24 protein-coding genes are annotated in these 24,247 nt (G+C 26.8%); 20 read left to right on the top strand and 4 right to left on the bottom strand.

The features are described 5' to 3' along the window. The first annotated feature begins 80 nt into the window (after positions 1-80). The 4 genes from ACYUEW_RS08355 (at position 81) to ACYUEW_RS08340 (ending at position 4,985) form a co-directional block, all read left to right on the top strand. A complete protein-coding gene (locus ACYUEW_RS08355; RefSeq protein WP_003486390.1) occupies positions 81-1,619 on the top strand; it encodes a serine hydrolase domain-containing protein in 1,539 nt (512 codons plus the stop codon). Between the two features lie 81 nt (positions 1,620-1,700). Then, a complete protein-coding gene (locus tag ACYUEW_RS08350; RefSeq protein WP_003486388.1) occupies positions 1,701-2,468 on the top strand; it encodes an ABC transporter ATP-binding protein in 768 nt (255 codons plus the stop codon). After that, positions 2,455-4,359 (top strand): FtsX-like permease family protein, encoded by a 1,905-nt coding sequence (locus ACYUEW_RS08345; protein WP_460276569.1) that lies wholly within the window; start codon positions 2,455-2,457, stop codon positions 4,357-4,359. Before ACYUEW_RS08350 ends, ACYUEW_RS08345 begins: the two co-directional genes overlap by 14 nt. Before the next feature lie 263 nt (positions 4,360-4,622). Then, on the top strand, positions 4,623-4,985 hold the full coding sequence (locus tag ACYUEW_RS08340) for a VOC family protein (RefSeq protein ID WP_042385139.1): 363 nt from the start codon (positions 4,623-4,625) through the stop codon (positions 4,983-4,985). Positions 4,986-5,177: 192 nt separating this feature from the next. On the opposite strand, the gene ACYUEW_RS08335 is transcribed toward ACYUEW_RS08340, so the two are convergent. Both ACYUEW_RS08335 and ACYUEW_RS08330 read right to left on the bottom strand, forming a co-directional pair. Then, positions 5,178-5,618 (bottom strand): DMT family transporter, encoded by a 441-nt coding sequence (locus ACYUEW_RS08335; RefSeq protein ID WP_003486383.1) that lies wholly within the window; start codon positions 5,616-5,618, stop codon positions 5,178-5,180. Between the two features lie 13 nt (positions 5,619-5,631). Then, positions 5,632-6,057 (bottom strand): DMT family transporter, encoded by a 426-nt coding sequence (locus ACYUEW_RS08330; protein ID WP_003486381.1) that lies wholly within the window; start codon positions 6,055-6,057, stop codon positions 5,632-5,634. 115 nt (positions 6,058-6,172) lie between these two features. On the opposite strand from ACYUEW_RS08330, the gene yeiL reads away from it, so the two are divergent. From yeiL to ACYUEW_RS08305, 5 genes are all read left to right on the top strand, one after another. Next, positions 6,173-6,868, top strand: coding sequence for a transcriptional regulator YeiL (yeiL, locus tag ACYUEW_RS08325; RefSeq protein ID WP_042385135.1), 696 nt, complete (start codon positions 6,173-6,175; stop codon positions 6,866-6,868). 119 nt (positions 6,869-6,987) lie between these two features. Further along, positions 6,988-7,926 carry an ABC transporter ATP-binding protein gene (locus ACYUEW_RS08320; protein WP_003486378.1) on the top strand — a complete coding sequence of 313 codons (939 nt, stop codon included), beginning with the start codon at positions 6,988-6,990 and terminating at the stop codon, positions 7,924-7,926. Positions 7,927-7,936: 10 nt separating this feature from the next. Next, the gene (locus ACYUEW_RS08315) at positions 7,937-8,680 is read left to right on the top strand and encodes an ABC transporter permease (RefSeq protein ID WP_460276568.1); all 744 of its coding nucleotides are present in this window, start codon (positions 7,937-7,939) and stop codon (positions 8,678-8,680) included. Further along, the gene (locus ACYUEW_RS08310) at positions 8,680-9,669 is read left to right on the top strand and encodes an ABC transporter permease (RefSeq protein ID WP_460276567.1); all 990 of its coding nucleotides are present in this window, start codon (positions 8,680-8,682) and stop codon (positions 9,667-9,669) included. The genes ACYUEW_RS08315 and ACYUEW_RS08310 overlap by 1 nt, the downstream gene beginning before the upstream one ends. A 131-nt stretch (positions 9,670-9,800) precedes the next feature. Further along, positions 9,801-12,398 carry a LuxR C-terminal-related transcriptional regulator gene (locus ACYUEW_RS08305; protein ID WP_460276566.1) on the top strand — a complete coding sequence of 866 codons (2,598 nt, stop codon included), beginning with the start codon at positions 9,801-9,803 and terminating at the stop codon, positions 12,396-12,398. Between the two features lie 301 nt (positions 12,399-12,699). Here the strand turns inward: ACYUEW_RS08305 and ACYUEW_RS08300 are convergent, their stop codons facing one another. Further along, positions 12,700-13,422, bottom strand: a complete 723-nt coding sequence (locus ACYUEW_RS08300) for an effector binding domain-containing protein (protein WP_460276565.1) — start codon at positions 13,420-13,422, stop codon at positions 12,700-12,702. A 57-nt stretch (positions 13,423-13,479) separates the two neighbouring features. Further along, a complete protein-coding gene (locus tag ACYUEW_RS08295) occupies positions 13,480-14,424 on the bottom strand; it encodes a helix-turn-helix transcriptional regulator (protein WP_460276564.1) in 945 nt (314 codons plus the stop codon). Between the two features lie 623 nt (positions 14,425-15,047). Between ACYUEW_RS08295 and ACYUEW_RS08290 the strand changes: the two genes are divergently transcribed. The 11 genes from ACYUEW_RS08290 (at position 15,048) to deoC (ending at position 23,967) form a co-directional block, all read left to right on the top strand. Continuing rightward, positions 15,048-16,049, top strand: a complete 1,002-nt coding sequence (locus ACYUEW_RS08290) for a 2-hydroxyacyl-CoA dehydratase family protein (protein ID WP_460276563.1) — start codon at positions 15,048-15,050, stop codon at positions 16,047-16,049. Continuing rightward, positions 16,046-16,807, top strand: a complete 762-nt coding sequence (locus ACYUEW_RS08285) for an acyl-CoA dehydratase activase (protein ID WP_460276562.1) — start codon at positions 16,046-16,048, stop codon at positions 16,805-16,807. Before ACYUEW_RS08290 ends, ACYUEW_RS08285 begins: the two co-directional genes overlap by 4 nt. 16 nt (positions 16,808-16,823) lie before the next feature. Further along, positions 16,824-17,255: a 6-carboxytetrahydropterin synthase QueD gene (gene queD, locus ACYUEW_RS08280; RefSeq protein WP_003486363.1), complete on the top strand. Its 432-nt coding sequence runs from the start codon at positions 16,824-16,826 to the stop codon at positions 17,253-17,255. Between the two features lies 1 nt (position 17,256). Continuing rightward, positions 17,257-17,922 (top strand): putative 7-carboxy-7-deazaguanine synthase QueE, encoded by a 666-nt coding sequence (queE, locus tag ACYUEW_RS08275; protein ID WP_043031865.1) that lies wholly within the window; start codon positions 17,257-17,259, stop codon positions 17,920-17,922. 4 nt (positions 17,923-17,926) lie between these two features. After that, a complete protein-coding gene (folE, locus tag ACYUEW_RS08270; RefSeq protein ID WP_257411803.1) occupies positions 17,927-18,517 on the top strand; it encodes a GTP cyclohydrolase I FolE in 591 nt (196 codons plus the stop codon). Between the two features lie 181 nt (positions 18,518-18,698). Further along, positions 18,699-19,358, top strand: coding sequence for a 7-cyano-7-deazaguanine synthase QueC (queC, locus tag ACYUEW_RS08265; RefSeq protein WP_460276561.1), 660 nt, complete (start codon positions 18,699-18,701; stop codon positions 19,356-19,358). Between the two features lie 113 nt (positions 19,359-19,471). Further along, positions 19,472-20,416: a methyl-accepting chemotaxis protein gene (locus tag ACYUEW_RS08260; RefSeq protein WP_003486355.1), complete on the top strand. Its 945-nt coding sequence runs from the start codon at positions 19,472-19,474 to the stop codon at positions 20,414-20,416. A gap of 168 nt (positions 20,417-20,584) precedes the next feature. After that, positions 20,585-21,337 (top strand): DUF975 family protein, encoded by a 753-nt coding sequence (locus ACYUEW_RS08255; RefSeq protein ID WP_191598128.1) that lies wholly within the window; start codon positions 20,585-20,587, stop codon positions 21,335-21,337. Between the two features lie 312 nt (positions 21,338-21,649). Further along, on the top strand, positions 21,650-22,069 hold the full coding sequence (locus ACYUEW_RS08250) for a hypothetical protein (RefSeq protein WP_003486351.1): 420 nt from the start codon (positions 21,650-21,652) through the stop codon (positions 22,067-22,069). A gap of 21 nt (positions 22,070-22,090) precedes the next feature. After that, a complete protein-coding gene (locus ACYUEW_RS08245) occupies positions 22,091-23,029 on the top strand; it encodes a sugar-binding transcriptional regulator (protein WP_257411806.1) in 939 nt (312 codons plus the stop codon). Positions 23,030-23,328: 299 nt separating this feature from the next. Next, entirely contained in the window at positions 23,329-23,967 is a 639-nt protein-coding gene (gene deoC / locus ACYUEW_RS08240) for a deoxyribose-phosphate aldolase (RefSeq protein WP_460276560.1), read from the top strand. Positions 23,968-24,247: the final 280 nt, after the last annotated feature.

The raw sequence follows: 24,247 nt of genomic DNA, 5'->3' as shown, positions 1-24,247 counted from the left end.
TTTTGGAATTTTATATACTGAAATAGGGAAATACAACTAAATATTTAAATTTAGTTGAATACATTTTGGAGGTATATAAAATGAAAAAAAAGTTATTTTTAACTACAATATCAATATTGGTAGTAATAGTAATATCAGTAACAGCTTCTTATTTAATTACAGTTTTTAATCATTCGAAAATTTATTCATCTAAAGATTCAAATGAATTTGTAGAAAGGCTTGATAATGAATTTCCAAATTGGATGAAAAAATACAAAGTACCTGGTGTTGCCATAGGATTAATTGAAAATGATAAAATCATATGGCAAAAGGGATATGGTTTTGCTGATAAAAAATCTAATACAAAAGTTACTCAAGATACTATTTTTAGAATAGCATCTATATCTAAACCTATTACTGCTTGGGGAATAATGAATCTTGTAGAACAAGGAAAAATTAATTTAGATGCTCCAGCAGAAAAATATCTTACTCGTTGGCATATTCCACCATCAAAATTTGACACAAAGGGTGTAACTATAAGAAGACTATTAAGTCATACAGCAGGGCTTTCTGTACAAGGGGCTCCTGGATATGATCCGGATAAACCATTACCTACTATAGAACAATCACTTTCAGGAATTGCAGGAAAGCAATGGCGTGTTGGAATAGTAAATAAACCAGGAAATACATTTCAATACTCAGGAGGAGGTTTTTCGGTTTTACAATTAATTGTTGAAGAAGTAACCGGAACAAAATTTGCAGACTATATGAAATCAGAAATATTTAATCCACTTAATTTAAAACATACAAGATATGATAGAAAATATAAAGATAATACTACCATTGCTACTGCATATACAGGCGATGGAAAAGCTATAGTAGATAGACCTTGGATAGAGCATGCCTCTGGCGGAGTATATACAAATTTAGCAGATCTTTCAACTTTTACTGCAGCATGTATGAATGATTCTAATGGAACTGGTGCTGGAAGAGGTGTTTTAAAATCAGATTCCCTTGAAAAAATGTTTTCGCCTCAACTAAATACTAAAAGTTCTTTTGGGGTTTATGGTCTTGGATTTATTCCAACAACGTTAAAAAATGGTGAAAAATTAATAACTCATAGTGGAGATATAACTGGTTGGAATGCTCAAATTGCATTTTTACCTAAAGAAAAAAGGGGTATTGTAATTCTTACAAATGGAGATGCTGGATACTATTTTAAATCTGATGTTCTAGGGGTCTGGACTAATTGGGCTACAGGAAGCAATATTAATGAGACTAAATTTTTGAGAATTATGCAAGCAACATTGTTATCGCTAGCATTTTTTCTAGATATTTTATTTTTGTATTTTATTTATAATATAAAAAAGCAATTTACAAGCAAAAGAAGAATTGTTTCTTTAATTTCTAATAATAAATTTGACTTTAAATATTGTATGAAAGTTATATTACCAGCTTTACTTGTGGCAATTTGGTATTTTATCTTCTATTCAAAAGTTCCTTTTAAAATTATATTTAAATTAGATGATTATTTACTTTTTACATTTTTGTCACCAGAACTTTTTTGGGTAACACTGATTGTTACAATTTTTGGAATTGTCTTAACTCTATTAAATATATTAACTAAAAAAATTAATTAGAATATAGGTTTAGTCTTAAATGCTAATTATATATGGTGTAGAATTGTTATAAGGTAATTTTTACATAAGGGGTATTTTAAAATGGAAGTATTAAAGGTAAACAACTTAAGAAAAGTTTATGGTTCAAAATTTGGTAGATTGAAATATACAGCTATTGATGATATAAATTTAGAGATAGAGAAAGGTGAATTTACAGCAATAATGGGGCCGTCAGGCTCAGGAAAAACAACATTTTTAAATGTAATTTCCACCATTGATAAGCCAACTTCTGGGGATGTGTTTATAGAAGGACAGGATATAACAAAATTAAAGGAGCCAAGTTTGTCCTACTTTAGAAGAGAAAAGCTAGGTTTTATTTTTCAAGATTTTAATTTACTTGATAACATGACATTAAAAGAAAACATTGTCTTACCTCTAATGCTTATGAAAGTTTCTTATAAAACCATACAAAAAAGGTTAGAGATTATAAGTTATAAACTTGGTATTAAGGAAATATTGGACAAGCATCCTTATGAGGTCTCAGGTGGGCAAAAACAAAGAGCAGCAGCTGCAAGGGCAATAATTACTGAGCCATCCTTGATTTTAGCTGATGAACCTACAGGTTCATTAGATTCTAAATCTTCAAAGGAGCTTTTAAATTGTCTTAAAAGCTTAAATGATAGCGGTACTACTATATTAATGGTAACCCATGATGCTTTTGCAGCCTCCTATTGTAAAAGAGTAATATTTATTAAAGATGGTAAATTATTTAATGAAATATACAGAGGAGATATGGAAAAAAAGAATTTTTATCAAAATATAATTAGAATTCTTTCTGTTATTGGAGGTGGCGCTGATGACATTATTTAATATAGCCTTAAATAATATAAAGAACAATTTTAAAAATTACTGGACATTTTTTTTAAGCTCTACTTTCAGTGTTTTTGTATTATATTTATTTATATCTATTGTAAATAATAACAGCATAAAATCTGAGTTTGAGGGTAAGCAAATGCTTACCCTTTTGTTCATTGTGGCTTCTTATATAACTGCAATTTTTTCATCTTATTTTGTATGGTATTCCAACTCTTTTTTAATAAAATCCAGAAATAAAGAATTTGCTCTATATATGATACTTGGGATGTCTAAAATGCAGACTTTTGTTTTAAGTTTTATAGAAAATTTTATAACTACAGTTGGTGCGTTTTTTTTAGGAATTACTTTAGGATTAATTTTTAATAAGTTTTTTCTTATGCTCTTATATACAATGATAGGGGCTCATGGAGATGTAAAAATTCAGCTTAGCTTAAAAGCCTTTGGGGTTTGTTTCGTAGTATTTGGATTTATGTTTATATTAATAAGTATTCATAGCTTTATACTTATGCACAAGGGTAATATTATAGAACTTTTTAATGCATCAAGAAAGACTGAGAAAGATTTAAAGGTATCTTTTATAACTAGTTTCATTGCACTACTTTCTATTATTTTTTTAGGAGTTGGATATTATATAGCAATAAAAAAGATTACTTTTAATATTAATCTTGCTTATGTAGTAGTGCTTTTAGTTGTTATAGGAACTATATTATTTTTTATAGGGGTTACTTCATGTATTATATATTTTAGTAAAAAAAATGAAAAAAATCTTTTTAAGGGAACAAAACTAATAGCTATTTCTCAAATTTCTTATAGATTTAAAAGTAATGTGAGTACTTTAAGTGTAATATCAGTTACAACTACTATAGCTTTGTGCGCTATGATAGCTTGTTTTGGACTTTTTGATAAAGTTGAAGAAAATACAAGATATGTGAGACCTTTTTCTGTAGAATATATAAAAGATAATGATAGAATAGACAAAATTTTCCAAGATGCTGTTAAAAAACATAAAGAAGTTTCGGTTAAACATAATAAAAATATAGAACTACTTGAGGTGAAAGCTAAAGTTTCTTTTTATAGCAATAGTAATACATTTTTTATAATAAATGAAAGTCAATTCAATAAAATTGCTAATAGTGAAAAAACTAATAGAAGAGTAACTTTAAAAAATTCTACAGATTGCTATTTTTTTCAAATGAAAGATTTTGCTGCAAATAAAAGTGTAATTGGTGAAATAATAGAATTAATGAGTAAAAATAAAAAATATAATCTAAAAATATCAGGTACTGATATGAAATATTTTATAGGAATGGAGCATTTTAAAGAAACTTTTGTTGTTAAGGATATTGTATATAACGAAATAAAAAGTACAATTTCTAAAGAAAAAGTGTTTAAAATTGCAGGATATACATTTGAAAATGAATATTTTTTAAAGGATTTTATACAGGATTTAAAAAAACAAATTCCCCCTAAAAATAATCTTATAACTTACTATGAAAGTTATAGTTATGGATTAAAGATGACAGGTATGATGGCTTTTATTGGAATATTTATTGGTTTAGTATTTCTTACAGCTACAGGAAGTATCATATACTTTAAAATTATCATGGAAGCTCAAGAGGATAAGAATAAATTTATAACTCTTAAAAAAATAGGAGCTAGTGAAAAAGAAATAAAGAAGGCTATATCAGAAGAATTGTTTATTTTGTTTGGATTACCATTCATAGTAGCAGTAAGTAACTCTTATGTAGCGTCTATAGTTCTTGGAAAAATGATGGCACTTAAAATATATAAAGCCTTTGCAATTATTATTTTAGTGTATGCAGTATTCTACAGTGGGTATTATTTAATAACTTTAAAATCTTATATAAAAACTATCAGTGATTAAAATATTATAACCAATTAAATATTTTTCAAGTGATATTAACCATTGATAATTAATATGATATACAGATGTCATATTACCAATGTTATGATTAGAGTAATTTAAATAACAAAATATTTAAATAAGCTTTTAGGCATTTGAGAAAGGAGAAGTTCATAAAGTTAAAATTAGAAATTCAAATAAAAATTGTTTGGGTTTGTATATGGTTAGTATTATATTTCGTAAAGATGTATATATTAAACTTTCCGTTGGGAGATGAAATAAATATGGACTTGGAATTTAAACTAAGATCATTATATATATGCGTTAAAAATATGGAAAGAGCAATTGAGTTTTATGAGGACTTATTAGGACAAAAAGTTACTGAAAAAAATGATATATATAGTGTTTTTGACATTAATGGTTTTAGATATGGTCTATTTGCAAATGAGAAAATGAATGAAGTAAAAAAATGGGGGAATAACTGTCTCCCAAGTTTAGAAGTAAATGATATTGATTTAGTTCTAAAAAAATTAGAACAATTAAACTGCAAAATTGTTTTTCCATTAACAATTATAGGTGAAAATCAAGTTTTAGAATTTACAGATAGTGAAGGTAATGATATAGAAATTACATGTCCTTTATATTAATTATAATTTGTAATTAAGAGCATTTAATCTTAGATGGATTAAGTGCTCTTTGTTATCATTATGCTATCATTTTGTACTATGATAATTATCTTATGTAAAGTTGTAGTATAAGAGTTCTTATATATGATTTAAGAAGTAAATATAATCAAAAATAAGGATGATTAAAAATACTGGATTTTTAATTGAAGTAATTTAGATGTTTTGATTCTTATCTATGAGTAAATTATAAGTTAGTCCAATTAGTACTAAAAGTCCTCCAAGCAAATTACCGAAGGATAATTTATTTAAAGTAAAATAATCAATTATAATACCAACAAATAATTGCCCTATAAAAATAATCAGTGTTAAATAGAAAGAAGATATTTTAGGTGTAACATAGCTTGATAGTACAATTACTAAAACACCAGTAAGACCACCTAGATAAGCCCATAAAGGTATAGACTTTATTTTCGTATTAGTTATGTTTAGGCTTTCGTTACTTAAAAATAAGAATATAAATGAAAAGAACAATCCAATAACATAGTTAAAAAGAGTTCCTTGAAAAATACCAATTTTTTCTGCTAGATTAGAATTTATTATTCTCCCAGCTACAATAGAAGCACCTGCTAGAATTGCTATGAATATATATAACATTATTAATCCCCCTCTAAAAAACAGTCATTATAAAAATTCCTAAAATAATAAATAACAAACCAATACATTTCTTTTTTTCAAATTTAATAACTTTCATTCCAAGTAATCCAAAATGGTCTATAAAAATTGATGAAAGTGATTGTCCTAATAAACCTAAAGCAAGGGTTAATGATACTCCAAGCTTTGAAAAGCTAAGATTACTAAAAACTACAGTAAAGACACCTATAGCACCAGCACTATATAGGTATATAGGTATTTCCTTTTGAATTTTAATTTTCGATCTACTTATTAAGAGCACAAATGTTATAGAAAAAAGTCCAATAACATGAATTATTATGCTTGAAGTATAGTTTCCAAAAGTATTAGACAAAGTTCCATTAAATAAAGTCATTATAGCTATTAAAGCACCTATAAAGGCTGAAATTAAATTATTCTTCATATTAGTATTCCTCCTAGTGAAACCTTAAACTTAATTTATCATGAAAAAGTTGTAAAGAGATATGACATATGTCATACTTAAAACAAGAATTTATGAGGAGTTTAAAAATAAAGCTATGATAAGAATAAATGATTTAAAAGAAAAGGATAAGTATATTTCAAAGTATAGAATTAATGATATCTTCACTAAAGATATGAATCCTTTTATAGAACTTTTCTTTTTCAAAAAAAATGAGCATATTTGTAGAGAAGATGAAAAGCTTAATTATCTTTTTTTTCTTGTAAAAGGAAAAGCTAAAGTATATACAACTCTTAGTAATGGTAAGTCTTTGTTACTTTGCTTTTATGATGATTTTAAATTGTTAGGGGATGTAGAAATCATTAATTTAGAAAATGCATCTTCCAATGTGCAGGTTATAGAGGATACATATTGCCTAGCTATATCCTTAAAAAGTGTAAGCTTGTATTTGCTTAATGATGCTAAATTTTTAAGGTTTATTTGTAGTTCTTTAGGTGGAAAATTAAATAGATGTTCAAAAAATAGTTCTATAAATTTGCTTTATCCTTTGGAAAATAGATTAGCCAGCTATATTCTTGCTACTGGTGAAAGAGTAGATAATAATGAAGAAAGAATAATAAAGTTTAATGAAAACTTAACTGAAATAGCAGAGCTTCTAGGTACAAGTTATAGACATTTATTAAGAACATTAAATAGTCTTAGTTGTAAGGGAGCCATAATGAAGAAAAGTAATTATTTTCAAGTATTAGATGAGAAAATTTTAAAAAAGCTTGCAGCAGATCTATATAAATAATTATTTTTGTATAATATCTTAAATAATGATATAAAAATCAACCTTTAAAATCAACCGAAAGGTTGATTTTTTTTATGAAAAATTTTTGTATCATAAGATTATAAAAAGGAGGAATTCATATGGGAAATATAATAGAAGTTAAAAATCTAGAAAAAAGTTACAAAAGCAAAAAAGTAGTAAAGGGAATAAGTTTTGATGTAAAACAAGGAGAAATACTTGGTTTTTTAGGACCTAATGGTGCAGGGAAAAGTACTACCATAAATATATTATCTACTGTATTAAAATCAGATAAAGGAGAAGTTAAGTTTTTAGGTGAAAAATCTACTGAGGATGTTATGAATATTAAAAGAAATATAGGTGTAGTTCCTCAAGACTTAGCTATTTATGAAGAAATATCTGCAGAAAAGAATGTAAGATTTTTTGCAAGTCTTTATGGATTAAAAGGGAAAAAGCTTGATGAAAATGTAAAGGAGACTTTGGAGTTTGTAGGGCTTTATGATAAAAGATTAGATATGCCAAAGACATTTTCAGGAGGAATGAAAAGAAGACTAAATATAGCTTGCGCCATTGCACATAATCCTAAACTTATAATAATGGATGAACCTACAGTAGGAATAGATCCTCAATCAAGAAATCATATTTTAAGTTCAATTAAGAAATTACAAAAAAGAGGAGCTACAATATTATATACTACGCACTATATGGAAGAAGTTGAGGAAATAGCAGACAGAATAATAATAATGGATCATGGAACCATTATAGCTGAAGGAACCAAGGAAGAGTTAAAGAAAAACATAGAGGATGAAAGAGTATATTCTATTAATATAGCAAATAAAGAAAAACTTACAGAAGATGACTTTTTTAACATAGAGGGAGTAAAAAAAGTTATAATTTCAGATGAGAAAGTTGAAATAACATCTGTAAATACTGTTGAAAATTTAGATAAATTAATTTTAACTATGATGAACAAAAAGTGTAAGATACAAAATATTGATAGTAGTTTAGCCTCTCTAGAAAGGGTATTTTTAAATTTAACAGGAAGAAGTTTAAGAGAATAGGAGTAAGGTTATGAATTTATTAAAAGTTATAAAGATTGATATTATAAATATATTAAAAAATCCTATACTTGTTCTATATAACACAATTTATCCATTGGTTCTTATAGGTTTGTTTGGATTTATAGCAAATGGAAATTATGGAGGTGAAGGGGTAACATCCTATGATTATTATGGAATTACAATGATTATTTTTACTGTATTATATATTGCTTTAACAGCTTCAAATACTTTTATGGAAAAGAAGGTTAAAAAGGGCAATGTAAGGTTAATATATTCTCCTACTTCTAAAACTATAATATTTTTATCCAAAATATTTTCAACATTTATATTTGCATCAGTGCTTTTTACTATAATACTCATTATAGAAAAATATATTTTAGGAATAAACTTGGGAGGAGAAAATTTTATATATATAATTGCTTTATTAATTTCATTTAATCTTTTAATGTGTTCTTTTGGAGCTTCAATGTGTTGTATCTTTAAAAGTGAAGAGGCAACTAATAAGTTTTTATCTCCAATAGACATGTTACTTGCATTATTAGGTGGATTATTTTTCCCGGTGGATAATCTTGGAAAAACAGTAGAAAAGCTTTCCTACATATCACCAGTAAAGTGGATTAGTGAATGTATATTTAAAATAATTTATGATAAGGATTTTTCAATGTTTGTGCCAGCTATAGCCATTTGTATTGGCAGTTCACTTATATTTATAATTCTTTGTCAAATAACTTTTAAACCGGAGGAATATATATAATGAGTGTGTTTACTATATTAAAAAATAATTTTTATAGGATAATTTCTAAAAAATCAATTATTATAAATACAATAATATTTGTTCCACTTATGATTATGGCGGCGGTTTATTTTACAGATAAAATGGAAATTAAAGGTACAATAGCAGTGGTTTCTGAAAATAAATCTGCAAATTTAAACACAAAATATTTAAAAGTAAAAGTATTAGATAAAAAGCCTAAGATGTCGGAGCTTTTATTAAACAAGTATGATGCAGTGTTAGAGTATAAAGGAAATGGTAAAATTGAGATTACAACTATAAAGGGAGATAAATTTAAAAACACAATAAAAAATTATTTAAAGGCACCACAAAATATAAATAAGAACATAGATATAGGAGAAAAAAGAGGGGTAGGTACTAATATATTAGGATTTTTAATAATGATTATTTTGATTCAATCTGTAGGTCTTATGGTAATGTATCCTGAAGATAGAGATTTTAAAACCTTTAGAAGAATATTAATTTCTCCTGTAAGTGAGGGAAAGTATTTATTAGCACAGGGAATATTTAATTTTATTATAATATATATGCCTGTATTTTTAGCTATAGTAATAGCAAAAGCAGTGTTTAATGTTGATATAGGTTTTAGTTATGGTAATTTAGCTATACTTTTGAGCATAATAACTTTTCTAGGAACCGCTTTTGCCTTATTTATTACTTCTGCTATTGATGATTTAGAGAGTAGTCTTATGCTTGGATCAGTAATAATTACATTAACTTCTATTCTTTCAGGAAGTTTTTATTCATTCTCAGATAATAATAAAATTTTGGATATAATAATTAATATACTGCCTCAGAAGAGCTATTTAATTTTAGTTCAAGGGATAGAAAATGGTAAAAATATATTAAGTTATAAACTTGAGTTAAGTTATATTGTTATCTTAATACTAGTATTATTTACATTGGCAAGTTTAATGACGAAAAATAGTTTGAAAACAGGAAAATATTAAATTAATTTACTACAGTATTAGATATATAGTATAATTAAGTATCGCAGATAATAGCTATGGGACAAATAAAAAAGTAACTTTATTTTGTTGCGAATTATTTGAAAGTAACAAAATATTTCACAGGTGATTATATGGACAACAAAGTAAACTTAATAAGGACTAAGCTTATTAGTCCAATGCCAAGAAAGAATTATGTTAAAAGAGAAAAGATTATAAAAGAATTAGAGGATATAAAAGATTATAAAATTACAATAATAAAAGGAGCAGCAGGTAGTGGAAAATCCACACTGCTTTCTTCTTTTATAAAGGATAAAAATTTAAGTGATGTAAATTGGATAAGTCTTGATAAAGAAAATAATCAATGGAAATCCTTTTGGTATTATCTTATTGAAATATTAAAGAAGTATTTAGAGGATAATGGAAAAGAGCTTACTAATACTTTTAATACTTTTATAAGAAAAGATGAAATATTTAATGTTATTCCTTATATAGTTAATGAATTAGCTAAGGGAGAGGATATTTTTATAGTATTTGATGATTTTCATTATATAAAAGATGAATTTTTGAATTCAACTTTAGAATATTTAATTAAATATTCATCTAATAATATACATTATATTTTTTTAACTAGAGAAGAGATTCCTTTATATTTAGGCGAACTAAGATTACAGGGACAACTTTTAGAAATTGAAGAGGAAAGTTTGAGATTTTCAAAAGGGGAATGTTTAAGTTTTATAAAAAATACATTGAATATTGAACTTACAGAAGATATTATAGATAAAATATTTAATATATCAGAGGGATGGATTGCAGGAATTCAGCTTATCTCGTTGGCTTTAAAAAGTAGAAAGGATAATATATTTAGTGATATAAGTGTATTAAATAAATATGTAATAGAATATTTGACAGAAGAAATTTTAAAACAACTTAGTGAAGAAGAAAGAAATTTTTTAGTAAAAACTTCAATTTTAAATTATTTCAACATAGAATTATGCAATGATATTTTGAATACAAAAAATGCAGAAGAAATAATAAATTCTTTAATATATAAGAATTTATTTGTAATTATTATAGATGAACAGAGAAAAATATATAGATATCACCATTTGTTTAAGGAGTTTTTAAATCTTACTTTTTCAAAGGTTAATAAAGATGAACAGATAAAACTAAATTTAAAAGCATGTGAGGCTTTTAAGAAACAAGGGAATATTGAGGAAGCCATAAAACATTTATTAGAAATAAAAGCTTATGATAAAGTTTTAATAGAAATAGAAAATAATGCACAAAATATTGAAGTATGGTCCTATTTAAAAGAAATTCCTATAGAATATCTAATTACAAGTAAGGAGTTAACTCTTCAAAGATTATTTTATCATTTTGTAAATTTGGAAGTAAATGAATGTAAGAATTTGATAGATATATTAGATAATAAGATAAAGGAAAGAGAATGGTTTGAAGTTATTAATGCTTTTAAAATATACATATATGATTCTTCTTTAGATGCAAAATTGAATTTACAATATATAGAAAAATTTAATTTTAGTGAGATAACAAAAGCTATAATATATTTAAATAGCTGTTATATATTTTTTGCACAAGGATATCTTGATAAAGCTATATATTACTTAGATAAAAGCAATAGTATAGGTGAAAAATATAATATATCATATATAAGTTTTTTCAGTAAATCAATTAAAGCATGTGCTTTAGAGGAATTAGGTGAACTCTATAAGGCAGAATGTATCCTTAAAGATATGAAAGAAATGCTTGATAAAATGCCTATATTAAGCAATTTAATGTTTATGTATCATTTAGGAATAGCTGGAATTTATATGAAAAGATTTGAAATACAAAAATCGGAAGAAGAACTTAAATTGATAAATGATTTTTTTTGTGATGGCTATGAGTTTGCAGATAGAGGAATTTTATATAATTTGATGGAATCTCAATTTTTAAAGGGAGATAAAAAGAAAGGTAAAGAACTGGCAAATAAGATTATAACAATACATACAACTAAAGAAAAAGATATACTACTTTATTTATATTCAGCAAGAATAAAATATTTCATATCAGCTGGTATTTATTCAAATGAAAATTTACAAGAATATAAGGTTTTATTTGAAAAACAACAAAAGAATTCTAATATTTATATTAGAATTGATGAGAAGATTACTTATGCAAGAGTTATTTATATATTAGGTGAACAAGAAAAAGCTAAAGATATTTTATATAAATGCTTAGAATATAGTAGAAAAAAATCATTTAAAATATATCTTGTTGATGGATTAATTGTGCTTACATTAATATTAGAAGAACTTAATGAAAGTAGAAGAACCACATTTAATTTATTAAGAGAAGCTATTCATTATAGTGTTGATAATAGATATTTAAAGCCATATGTACTTGAAGGGGAAAAACTTTTAAATATTATAAAAAAACTTAAAAATGACAAGGATATAGAATTAACTTCTAAGGAAGATAATTTTATAAAAAATTTAATTGATATTATGGAACCAGAAAAGATTAAAGCAGAACTTTTAACTGAAAGGGAGAAGGAAGTGATGGAAATATTATTTGAAGGAGCTTCAAATAAGCAGATTGGAGAAAGACTAAATATATCTTTAGCAACGGTAAAAACTCATATGATTAATATATATTCTAAACTTCAGGTTTCTAATAGAGTACAAGCTGTAGAGAAATATAAAAAAATTAAAGCCATAAAATATTAATACTTAAGTATTAATATTTTATGGCAACTAGATTAGTGAAGCCATGGAGACTTTAAAACTATTTTCGGTCTAACCTTAAACAATTATTTCTAAAATCTTTACCCATTTTAAATCACCTCTCTACACTAATAGTATGTGAATATTAAAAAAGAATATACTATTAGTGTAGAATAAATAAATCATGTAAATTTGCCTAAGTTTAACAAATTAGAAGAAAAAAATTTAAAAGGAGGATAGACTTTAAAGATAGCTTGTTTAATATTATCAAGTACTAAATCATAAAAAGTTTTTATGTTAGTCTTTACTTTATGGCTACATATATATCTACTTCAGAATTTTCGTTTTTATCATATCTCTTATCATAGAGTTCAAAATCTCCTGTATAGGTTCTTTGAAGTCCTGAATTCCATATATATCCCCAGGCTTCTCCTATTTTATCTGGCATTTTGCCTTTAGCTGTTACTACACAATATTTCCCAGCTGGTATCACTTTATATGTCATACCTTCTGGTATAGAATTTTTATCTGTAACTTGAAATCCCTCCATAAAAGAATATAAGCCAAATTCTTTATTTTCATAATCAGTATATAAACCTAAAATCTCATCTTTATTTACTTTATTTAATATTTTGTCCCCAAGTCTTTTATTTTGAAATTCTTCCCAAAGTTTTGGAATTACAGCCATAAAGGCACCATTTTTGTTAGTTGTTCTTACTTCTTTTCCAACTATTATCATTTTATCTTTTTCCACTATTTTAGTAATTATATCTTCTTTTCTCCATCTCTTTAAATTAGGTAAACAATTTTTCATTAATGCTATTGCTTCATCTTCCTTCATTCCTTTTTCTTTCATAAAAGGTACACATACATCTATCATTTGTTCCATAGTTAAATTTGGATGCTTAAAAGCTCCATTTTCATAACAATAAATACAATATTCATGATTTTTTTTATTATTTAATTCAGTACTATAAAGCTCTTCATTCATTGGCATTCCACAACTTTGACAATATCTTTGTTCCATATTTTATTCCCCTTCCTTATGTTTATATTTGTATTATATAGGAAGGCTTTGACAACACTATGTCATATTTGAATATATATCATTAATTTTTTTACATTTATCCTTTATAATTTCTCTAATATGATTGGGTTCAAGTACTTCCACATATTCTCCGTAACTTAATATCATGGAATATGTCCAGTCATCTTCTAATAAATATGTATCTACAATTACACTACCATCTTCTTGAAACCTCATTTCATCTTTATCAAAACAATCGTCTATTCTATATCTAACTCTTTCAGAAAACTTTAATACAACTCTTATAGGTACTTGTTCACTCTCACTAATATTTATATATTCTTTATAGGAAATTCTATTTTCATTAATTTTTTCATGTAAAACAGTTAAATTTTCCATTCTTGATAATTTGAAAAATCGGTAATCATTTTTTAATTTGCAAAAGGAAAATAAATACCATGAAAAACCTTTAAAAACAAGAGTTAATGGCTCTACCTGTCTCCAATTATATTCACCTTTTGAGTTTCTATAATCAAAGACTATACAGTTTTTGTTATCTACAGCATCATATATAATCTTGTATTTTAAGTTTTCTTCTTCACATTTTTTAAAGCCCCAAGGTAATGTATCTATATACATTTGCTCAAAATGTAAATCAAATACTTCTTTTTTTTCTTTAGGAACAATATTTTTTACCTTTTCAATGGCCATTTCAACATTTTTATTATCTAAAAATTTATTCATATTTTTTAGAGCTTCTATAATTGAAATCATATCTTCTAATGTTAAAAGTTGATGATTGATTTTATAGTTATCTATAATGTAGAATCCCCCATTATTTCCAATTTGAGAAACTATAGGAATTCCAGCAAGATTAATTGCTTCAATATCTCTATAAATTGTCCTTACAGAAACCTCAAATTTTTCAGCTAATTCTGATGCAGATATTTTTTCTCTATTTAAAAGCATGACCACAATTGCCAATAATCTATTAATTTTCATGAATCTATAAACCCCCCCATAATTTGAAATGACTATTTTATTATATCAAATTAATAACTTGTAAGATTGTTTAGAGAGAAATTGTTGGGAGAATTGCATAAGAAAGTTTTAAAAGAATAAATTCAATATGGTAATCTTTAGGTTATTTATGGGTGTGAACTTGACTTAACAAATGTACTATAGTAAACTTATATCGTAAAAAAGAATAAAGACAGTTCGTAACCATCCTGTCTATAAATAAAACTAGGACGTAGCTACCGCCTTAGGTAGTTTTTTTGTTGATGGGCATTTAATGCCCTTTTTTATTTGCAAAAAATTCACAAATATGATTTTTTATTTTAGGTGAAATTTTAAATTTATATAAAGTTTAGAAATTGTTATTCAAGGACGCAGAGGTCTTATCTAATGAATTTTTTAACTTAAATATAACAGTAACAGTATAAGGCTGTTTTTTATAAAGATTGTTCAAATATAACTTAAAAACCTTACAAGTTAGGGAACTTTAAATAGTTGTAAAATATTCTAATAAATAATAATTTATCATAACCATTATAACTATTTGATGTTTTCAAGTCTAAATGAGTGTAAAGATTGAAAAATCTATAGTACAAGGAGGAATGAAAATGAAAAAAATAGGATTAACAACTACAGTGCCAGTGGAAGTTATTGTTGCAGCAGGATATACACCAGTAGATTTAAATAATATGTTTATAACTTCAGAGAATTATTTAAAATATATAGACGTAGCTGAAAGAGATGGTTTCCCCAAAAGCTTATGTGCTTGGATAAAGGGGATTTATGGAGCATGTCTAGAAAATAATATTAAAGAAATAGTTGGAGTTATGGAGGGGGATTGTTCTAATACTAAAGTTCTTATTGAGGTTTTTAAACTAAGAGGAATAAAAATTTATCCATTTTCATTTCCCCATAGTCATAGTTTAAAAGATGTAGAAATTGAAATAAGAAAGTTCATGGATATCTTCAATGTTAACGAGGATAAGGTAGAACAGGTTAGAAAAATATTAAATAGAGTTAGAAAGCTAGCAAAAAAAATAGATGAAATGACTTATATAGATAATAAGGTTAATGGTTTTGAAAACCATCTATATCAGGTGAGCTTAAGTGACTTTAATGGAAATATAGATAAATTTGAAGAACACCTTAAAAAAGTCATTGAGGGTATGGAGAAAAGAGAGCCAATAAATAAAAAATTAAGATTAGGCTATATAGGAGTTCCTCCAATGACTGGAGATATATATGAGTTTAGTGAAAAATTAAATGCTCATTTTGTATATAACGAAGTTCAAAGAGAATTTGCTTTTCCTAGGGGGATAGAAGCTGCAAATATATTTGAACAGTATTATAATTACACCTATCCTTATGATAATGAGTTTAGAATTAAGGAATTGAAAAAGCAAATAGAAAAGAGAAAGATAGATGCTATAATCCATTACACTCAGGCTTTTTGTCATAGAGCTGTTGAAGATATAGTATTAAAAAAAGAGCTAGGTATTCCTATGTTAAATATTGAAGGGGACAAGTTAAATACATTAGATGCAAGAACCAAGCTTAGATTGGAAGCTTTTCTTGATATGTTATTAGATTTAAAGGAGCGGAATCAATGAGGTTATTGGGAATAGATCTTGGAAGTAGAGAAGTTAAGATTGTTTTAATGGAAAACAGTATTATAGTTCAAAAGAAAAAAGTAAGTACCATGAAATTTTACAGAGATTACTGTAGCTTTAATGGCAAGGTTATAGTAGATTTAGAAAAACTAGATATAGAAGGAATTGATAAAGCAATATCAACGGGTTATGGGAAAAATAATACGGATTTAAAGCTTTTTACACCAATAAATGAGATAAAGGCTCACGTTTATGGAGCAATTTATCAAAGTAAACTAAAGAATTTTATACTTTTAGATGTAGGTGGGCAAGATGTTAAAGTGGTAAAGGTAGAAAAAGGCATTGCTACTGATTTGGAGCTTAATGAAAAATGTGCTGCTTCCTGTGGAAGATATTTAGAGAATATGGCAAATGTCCTTGAAATATCTTTAGATGAAATGAGCAGGTACTCGGAAAATCCTGTGGATTTAAATTCTACCTGTGCAGTATTCTCAGAGTCAGAATTAATTGGAAAAATAGCTGAAGGGGTACAAATAGAAAGATTATGTGCTGGAGTTAACTACTCTTTGTATAAAAGGTTACAGCCTCTTTTAAGTAAATTTAGAGATAAGAAATTAGTTCTAACTGGTGGTGTCGCTAGAAATAATTCAATAAAAAAATATTTAAATAATGATTATGAAGAAATAGTCCCAGTAGAAGATCCTCAGTTTAATGGAGCCATTGGATGTTGTTACTTTGGATTGGAATTTTTAAAATAAATTTAGGAGGAAAAACATGTATATTTTAAAGGCGGAACATAGTTTTGATAGTGCTCATTTTCTTGCAGGTTATGAAGGTAAATGTGGAAATATTCATGGACATAGATGGAAGGTTGAAATTCAGGTTCAGTCAAAATCATTAGTACAAGGCGGTCAGCTTGATGGAATGGTAATAGACTTTGGGGATTTGAAAAAAGATGTTAAATCTATAGTAGATTATTATGATCATGCATTGATAATAGAAAAGGGAACTATGAGGGAACAATCACTAAACTCATTAAGAGAAGATGGTTTTCGTATAATAGAAGTTAATTTTAGACCAACAGCAGAAAATTTTGCATTATTTTTCTATAAAACCATGAAAGATAAAGGATATAATGTAAAAAGTTCTACAGTTTATGAAACTCCTAATAATAGTGCTACCTACGAAGAAAGTGGGGTTAATTAAGATGGATTTTAAAGTAGTTGAAAGATTTGTAAGTATAAATGGGGAGGGAAGACGCTCAGGACAATTAGCTATATTTATAAGATTTGCAGGTTGTAATTTAAATTGTAGTTATTGTGATACACTTTGGGCAAATGAAAAGGATGTATCTTATGAATTAATTAGTTCAAAAGATATATATGACTATATTAAGTCACAAAAAATTAAAAATGTAACCCTAACAGGTGGAGAACCTCTTATGCAAAAGGGAATAGTAGAGTTACTAAAAGTTCTTTCTAAGGACAAAGAACTTTATGTGGAAATTGAAACTAATGGTAGTGTATTATTAGACGAATTTTTAGATATAGAAAATTCACCAAGTTTCACTATGGATTATAAGCTTCCTTCAAGTAATATGGAAAATAAAATGGCATTAGATAACTTTAGATATTTAACTAATAAGGACACGGTAAAATTTGTATCTGGTAGTATAGAGGACTTAGAAAAAGCTAAAGAAATAATAAAAAAATATAATTTAGTGAATACAACTAATATATATATAAGTCCTGTTTTTGGAAAAATTAATTTAGATACTATTGTAGAATTTATGAAAAATAATAAAATGAATGGAGTTAATTTACAACTGCAGCTTCACAAGATTATATGGGATCCTAATAAGAAAGGGGTGTAGTAATATGGCAATTGATGTTAAGGCCATTGAAGAGCACATAAAAGGAATTTTGATAGCATTAGGAGATAATCCAGAAAGAGAAGGGTTAAAGGATACACCAAAACGTGTAGCTAAAATGTATGAAGAAGTATTTAAGGGTATGTGCTATACCAATGATGAAATCGCAGAAATGTTTAATGTAACTTTTGAAGATGATTTATGTGTAAGCGATAATGTAGGCGATATGGTTTTTATGAAGGATATAGAGATATTTAGTCATTGTGAACATCACTTAGCACTTATGTACAATATGAAAGTAGCTATAGCATATATACCTAAGGGAAAAATTATTGGATTAAGTAAAATAGCAAGAATAGCAGATATGGTAGGACGTAGACTACAGCTTCAAGAGAGAATTGGGAGTGATATAGCAGAAATTCTAAAGATGATAACTGATTCAGAGGATGTAGCTGTTATTATAGAAGGTGAACATGGCTGTATGACCACTAGAGGAATAAAAAAGACAAATACTAAAACTATAACAACTACATTAAGAGGAAAATTTAATACTGATACAATTGTAAGCAATAAATTAATGATGCTTTATACAAAATAAAGAGGTTTTTAGTTTTGGATAGAGTTTTATTAATATAAATATATTAGATTCGTACAAGGCTGAAAAACCCTGCATAGGGTGGAATATTTTATATAAAGGAAGTGTATTAAAAGGCATAACTATAACAAAGATTTTTGTGGATTTTAAGATGATAATAAAATAATAAAGGGATGTGTAGTAAATGAATAAGGAAAAAGCAATAGTAGTATTTAGTGGTGGACAAGATAGTACAACCTGTTTGTTTTGGGCAAAGAAAAGGTATAAAGAAGTTATAGCAGTATCCTTTGATTATAATCAAAAGCATAAGTTAGAGTTAGAATGTGCAAAGGATATATGTAAAAAACATAATATTGAACATAAAATCTTAGACTTGAACTTACTAAATCAATTAGCACCAAATTCACTAACAAGGCAGGATATAACTGTTGATAAAAGTGCACCAAAAGAAGGAGTACCTAATTCCTTTGTAGATGGAAGAAATTTATTATTTTTGAGTTTTGTTGCAGTATTTGCAAAACAAAGAGGAATAAATGCTATCATAACTGGTGTATCACAAAGTGATTTTAGCGGATATCCAGATTGTAGAGATGTGTTCATAAAATCCTTAAATGTTACATTAAACTTAGCTATGGATTATGAATTTGAAATACTTACACCACTAATGTGGATTAATAAAGCGGAAACTTGGAAAATGGCCTATGATTTAGGAGTTCTTGATATAGTTAAAGAAGAAACCTTAACATGCTACAATGGAATAAAAGCAGATGGATGTGGAGAATGTCCAGCTTGTAAATTGAGAAAAAAGGGATATTTAGAGTTTGAAAAAGAGTATTTAAAATAATAATTTTATATGTATTGTTTGTCGAATACCTCCTTTTATATTTTATGTTTAGTTTTTATAAATTTTTTCGATAATTTATTATTGAAAGTATGGAATACTAGGAGGAATATATTATGATAAATATTTTTGGTAAAAAAAATAGTAAAAATGATACCATTGACCAAGAAGTTATTATTGAAGAAAAACATGAAGTTGAAACCACAGATACTATGGAATTTCTAAAGGAAATGACTGTACAAATAGAGGGAATAATACAGCAGCATAATAAAGTTAATGGTGAACATGAGGTACTTGAAAAATTAGCAAAGCAGATTGAAAACCATATGGCAACAGTATCAAATTTAACCGAGAGGACTAATGAATCAACAGATAAGCTTTTTAGTCAAGGAGAAAGCTTGTTGGAGATTACAAAAGATACTGTAAGCAAATCCTTAGAAGGTAAAAAATCAATTGAGGGCATGGTTAAAGTAATTGAGAATCTTGATATAGAAACAAAGGATACATATGAAAATATTAATGCTTTGGGTGAAAAACTAAAAGAAATTGGAGAAATAGCTCAATTAATAAGTGGAATAGCTTCAAAAACAAATCTTCTTGCTCTTAATGCCGCTATAGAAGCAGCTCGTGCAGGAGAACAGGGTAAAGGCTTTGCGGTAGTTGCTGATGAAGTTAGAAAATTAGCAGAAATGACAGGAGAAAGTAGTAGTAATATAACTAATTTAATTAGTGGCATAGATTCTCAGACTAAAAATGTTTTAAGTAGTGTGGAAAAAAGCACATTAGTAGTTACAGAAGGTGTAGAATCTTCTAAAGGAGCCCTTGAAAAAATAGAGGAAGTTTTAGATTCATTTAACAGGGTTGAAGATGACACTGATAGTCTAATTAAAACAATTAATACTCAGAAGGAAGATATAACCAAAATTTTTAGTGGAATAAATGAGGTAGACAACATTCTTACTGAAACAAATGATCAAATTATAAATCATATAGATGAGGCTCATAAAGTAGATAAGAAATTAGAGGAAAGTGTATATCATATAGCTCAATATGTAAAATAAAATTAAGAAAATGCATTTCACAAGTTAGAATTAGTTTAATAATATATATAATAACTTAAGGTTATAAAAGTAATATGAGAATTAAGGATATGGTAATTAAAATATTATAAATAGAATAAATATTATATTGGGAATTTATTATAAATACTTATAAGGGAGAACAATAAAATGTGGACACGAGAGCAGATCAAAGAAAGAGCTAAAAGAATATTAAAGCTTAATTACTGGAAAGCCTTTCTAGTAAGTTTAGTTATAAGTGTTGTAACTGCAGACAGTTATGGAAAGGCAGAAAAAAATGTTAACAAATTTACTGATGACTACGCTATCTTTGATAATACAATCTTTGAAGGATTAGTAAATTGGACAGGAAAGCTGTTAGTGTTTTTAGCATCTATAGCAATAATTTTGCTGATTTTAAGGGTTGTAGTAGGATATATGCTTGAAGTAGGTGGAAGGAAATTCTTTATTAAAGCAGCAGAAGGGGAAACTAATATGGGATACCTTGGATATTGCTTTAAAGAAGGAAGCTATTTTGGAGTGCTTGTAACAATGTTATTAAGGAGTATTTATACATTTTTATGGACTTTATTATTAGTAATACCAGGGATAGTTAAGACCTATGCATATAGCATGGTACCATATATATTGGCAGATAATCCTTCTATAGGTGCTGAAAGAGCCATACAGTTAAGTAATAAAATGACAGATGGAGAGAAATGGGATATGTTTGTGCTTGATTTATCATTTTTGGGTTGGTATATACTAGGGGCATTAGCTCTAGGAATAGGTGTATTATTTGTAAATCCATATGTTGATTCTACAAAGGCTGAATTGTATCTAATTCTTAGAAAAAAATCAATAGAAAATGGATCAACATCCTGTGAGGAATTAAATATTGTAAATTGTGGCAACAATATTTAAAGATAGATTAAGACCTAAATAATATATTGAAAGTTTAAAGTATATAAATAAGTAAAAAGGAATTTATAGGACTAAGTCAACATAGGCTTAGTCTTTTTATATAGAGTAATGTACTTAATATATGTAGAATTGCAAAAATAAATTTTTTTTAATCAGTAGCAACATATCAAATTGGTAGCAAAGTAATAAGAAATTAGGATTAATTTTAAAATAATATGTTATAATAATATTAAAATTCAGGAAAGTTTAGGAAAAAATATTATTTTGTTATTTTTTAATGTGACTAAATTTGAAATTTAGGAGTTGAATATTTTGAGAAAACCAAGAACGGCAGAAGTAACAGCACATCTTCAGTCTGATATAAAATTTGTTTGGAATGTGGTTACTAATAATAACGACTATAAGTGGCGTAGCGATATTGAAAAAATTGAAATTATTAATGATGGAAAAGAATTTATTGAGTATACTCCTAATGGAATTGCCACAAAATTTTTTATTACTAAAAAGGAAGAGTATAGCCAATATGAATTTAGTATGGGAAATAAAATGTTTACTGGTTTTTGGACTGGACATTTTTCAGAAACAGAAAATGGTGGAACAAAGATAGTTTTCGTAGAAAACATATTTATAAAAAATCCAATCATTAAGATTTTATCTTATTTTTTTATGGATTTAAAGAAAATGCAAAATACATATATATTAGATTTAAAAAAGAAGTTAGGGGAACAGTGATGACAAGAGGAGATTTAAACAATGTTAAAAGATAAAGACAGACAAAGTATAGATGTTGCAAGATTATATTATCAATCCGAATATAGTCAACATGAAATTGCGAATTTACTTAATATTTCTAGGCCTACAGTATCAAAACTTTTAAAATATGCTAAGGAAAATGGTTACGTTACTATTAAAATTAATGATCCAATGGATATATCTGATGATTTAGCCTTAACTTTAAAAAATAAGTATGATTTAGAGGAAGTCGCTATTGCTTATTCTCCATTAAATAACGAGGATGAGATAAAAAATCAAATAGGTCGCGTGGCAGCGCAGTATTTACATGATATTGTTAAAGATGGAGATATTATTGGAGTAAGCTGGGGAACAACCATGTATGCTGTAGCCACACAGTTAGTGGAAAAAGAATTAAAAGATGTTCAAATTGTACAACTTAAAGGTGGACTAAGCCATACTCGTAGCAATACATATGCTTCAGAGATAAATGAATTATTTGCAAAGGCATTTTATGCTGAGGGAAGAGCGTTGCCATTGCCTGTTATATTTGACACACCAGAACTAAAAGAAATTATAGAAAAAGACAGCCATATAAATGAAGTAATGAAAATGGGGAAGCAAGCTAATATTGCTATTTTTTCTACAGGTACAGTTGAAGATGATGCTCTATTATTTAGATTAGGCTATTTTAATGAAGAAGAAAAAAAGCGTATTCAGAAGTATGCAGTTGGAGATGTATGTTCACGATTTATTGATAAGAATGGTAACATATGTGATGAAAAAATAAATAGTAGAACAGTAGGAATAAATTTAGAAGAATTAAAGAAAAAAGAAAGAAGTATTTTAGTTGCTGGTGGAGAAAGAAAACTTAATTCATTACATGTAGCATTAAGTTCGAAAATAGCTAATACACTAGTAACAGATCAATTTACCGCTAAACTATTACTTGGAAGATAAGTATATAACAAAGAATAACAGTCATTATATTTATTCTTTTAGGATTGAAAGTGGCATTACAAAAACAAAAATAATAACAAACTTAAAAATGCAATTTTATAAATGAAAAAACTCTCATGTAATTATTTATGGGGGCTTTTTTACTTTAAAACAATATTAGAACAAAAGAAAAAACTAATATTTACTTTTGTTCTAATGAGTGCTATTATGAGGATACAAAGAAGCACAAAATAATTTTGAAACAAAAGTAAAAGATAATTAATGTTTAATAATAAAAAAAGTGAGAGGGGCTATAAATTATGAAATTATCTAAGTATATTGATCACACACTATTAAAACCGCAAGCAACAGAAAAAGATATTTTAAAACTTATTGAAGAAGCTAAAACTTATGATTTTGCATCAGTTTGTGTAAATCCTAGCTGGGTTAAGCTTGCGCATAAAAATTTGAAAGATACAGATGTTAAGGTTTGTACTGTTGTAGGATTTCCACTTGGAGCAACTTCGACCGCTTCTAAAGTGTATGAAACAAAAGTTGCTATTGAAGATGGTGCAGATGAAATAGATATGGTTATTTCTGTTGGACAACTTAAGTCAGGAAATGATGAATATGTAAAAGAAGAAATCAAAAAAATTGTAGAAGCATCAAAGGATAAATTAGTTAAAGTAATTATAGAAACATGTTTATTAACAGAAGAAGAAAAAGTAAAAGCATGTACTTTAGCTAAAGAAGCAGGCGCAGATTATGTAAAAACTTCAACTGGATTCTCAACTGGTGGAGCAAAACCAGAAGATATTAAATTAATGAGAGAAACAATTGGTAAAGATATGGGTATTAAAGCTTCTGGAGGAATCCATACTAAAGAAGAAATGGAAGCCATGATTGAAAATGGTGCCATAAGAATCGGTGCAAGTTGTGGAGTAGAACTTGTAAAATAAACATAATATTATAGATTGTTAATTTGTTTTTTATAACAGATTAGCAATCTATAGGATAAAAAACTAAAGTTATATTTTATATAATTACATATCAGTTTATATTAAAAAACAATTATTAAGTTCATATTTTATAGAAGTAAGTTATTATTATGTATTTCGTAAAGCTAAACATAGCTTAATGCAACGTATAAAGGAGGAGATTTAAATGAGTATGAACGATATTAAGAGATGCCTAGCTGATTATTTAAATAGAACTCCAAGCTTTCAATATAAAGTAAGT

The organism is Clostridium sp. CTA-1 (genome assembly GCF_054768215.1).
Note: the sequence above shows the minus strand (reverse complement) of the source record. Positions and strands in the feature narration are given on the sequence as shown.

Excerpts from the sequence above, each read along its gene's own strand:
- ACYUEW_RS08355 (WP_003486390.1), top strand. The coding sequence starts at position 81 with ATGAAAAAAAAGTTATTTTTAACTACAATATCAATATTGGTAGTAATA.
- ACYUEW_RS08350 (WP_003486388.1), top strand. The coding sequence starts at position 1,701 with ATGGAAGTATTAAAGGTAAACAACTTAAGAAAAGTTTATGGTTCAAAA.
- ACYUEW_RS08345 (WP_460276569.1), top strand. The coding sequence starts at position 2,455 with ATGACATTATTTAATATAGCCTTAAATAATATAAAGAACAATTTTAAA.
- ACYUEW_RS08340 (WP_042385139.1), top strand. The coding sequence starts at position 4,623 with ATGGACTTGGAATTTAAACTAAGATCATTATATATATGCGTTAAAAAT.
- ACYUEW_RS08335 (WP_003486383.1), bottom strand. The coding sequence starts at position 5,618 with ATGTTATATATATTCATAGCAATTCTAGCAGGTGCTTCTATTGTAGCT.
- ACYUEW_RS08330 (WP_003486381.1), bottom strand. The coding sequence starts at position 6,057 with ATGAAGAATAATTTAATTTCAGCCTTTATAGGTGCTTTAATAGCTATA.
- yeiL (WP_042385135.1), top strand. The coding sequence starts at position 6,173 with ATGATAAGAATAAATGATTTAAAAGAAAAGGATAAGTATATTTCAAAG.
- ACYUEW_RS08320 (WP_003486378.1), top strand. The coding sequence starts at position 6,988 with ATGGGAAATATAATAGAAGTTAAAAATCTAGAAAAAAGTTACAAAAGC.
- ACYUEW_RS08315 (WP_460276568.1), top strand. The coding sequence starts at position 7,937 with ATGAATTTATTAAAAGTTATAAAGATTGATATTATAAATATATTAAAA.
- ACYUEW_RS08310 (WP_460276567.1), top strand. The coding sequence starts at position 8,680 with ATGAGTGTGTTTACTATATTAAAAAATAATTTTTATAGGATAATTTCT.
- ACYUEW_RS08305 (WP_460276566.1), top strand. The coding sequence starts at position 9,801 with ATGGACAACAAAGTAAACTTAATAAGGACTAAGCTTATTAGTCCAATG.
- ACYUEW_RS08300 (WP_460276565.1), bottom strand. The coding sequence starts at position 13,422 with ATGGAACAAAGATATTGTCAAAGTTGTGGAATGCCAATGAATGAAGAG.
- ACYUEW_RS08295 (WP_460276564.1), bottom strand. The coding sequence starts at position 14,424 with ATGAAAATTAATAGATTATTGGCAATTGTGGTCATGCTTTTAAATAGA.
- ACYUEW_RS08290 (WP_460276563.1), top strand. The coding sequence starts at position 15,048 with ATGAAAAAAATAGGATTAACAACTACAGTGCCAGTGGAAGTTATTGTT.
- ACYUEW_RS08285 (WP_460276562.1), top strand. The coding sequence starts at position 16,046 with ATGAGGTTATTGGGAATAGATCTTGGAAGTAGAGAAGTTAAGATTGTT.
- queD (WP_003486363.1), top strand. The coding sequence starts at position 16,824 with ATGTATATTTTAAAGGCGGAACATAGTTTTGATAGTGCTCATTTTCTT.
- queE (WP_043031865.1), top strand. The coding sequence starts at position 17,257 with ATGGATTTTAAAGTAGTTGAAAGATTTGTAAGTATAAATGGGGAGGGA.
- folE (WP_257411803.1), top strand. The coding sequence starts at position 17,927 with ATGGCAATTGATGTTAAGGCCATTGAAGAGCACATAAAAGGAATTTTG.
- queC (WP_460276561.1), top strand. The coding sequence starts at position 18,699 with ATGAATAAGGAAAAAGCAATAGTAGTATTTAGTGGTGGACAAGATAGT.
- ACYUEW_RS08260 (WP_003486355.1), top strand. The coding sequence starts at position 19,472 with ATGATAAATATTTTTGGTAAAAAAAATAGTAAAAATGATACCATTGAC.
- ACYUEW_RS08255 (WP_191598128.1), top strand. The coding sequence starts at position 20,585 with ATGTGGACACGAGAGCAGATCAAAGAAAGAGCTAAAAGAATATTAAAG.
- ACYUEW_RS08245 (WP_257411806.1), top strand. The coding sequence starts at position 22,091 with ATGTTAAAAGATAAAGACAGACAAAGTATAGATGTTGCAAGATTATAT.
- deoC (WP_460276560.1), top strand. The coding sequence starts at position 23,329 with ATGAAATTATCTAAGTATATTGATCACACACTATTAAAACCGCAAGCA.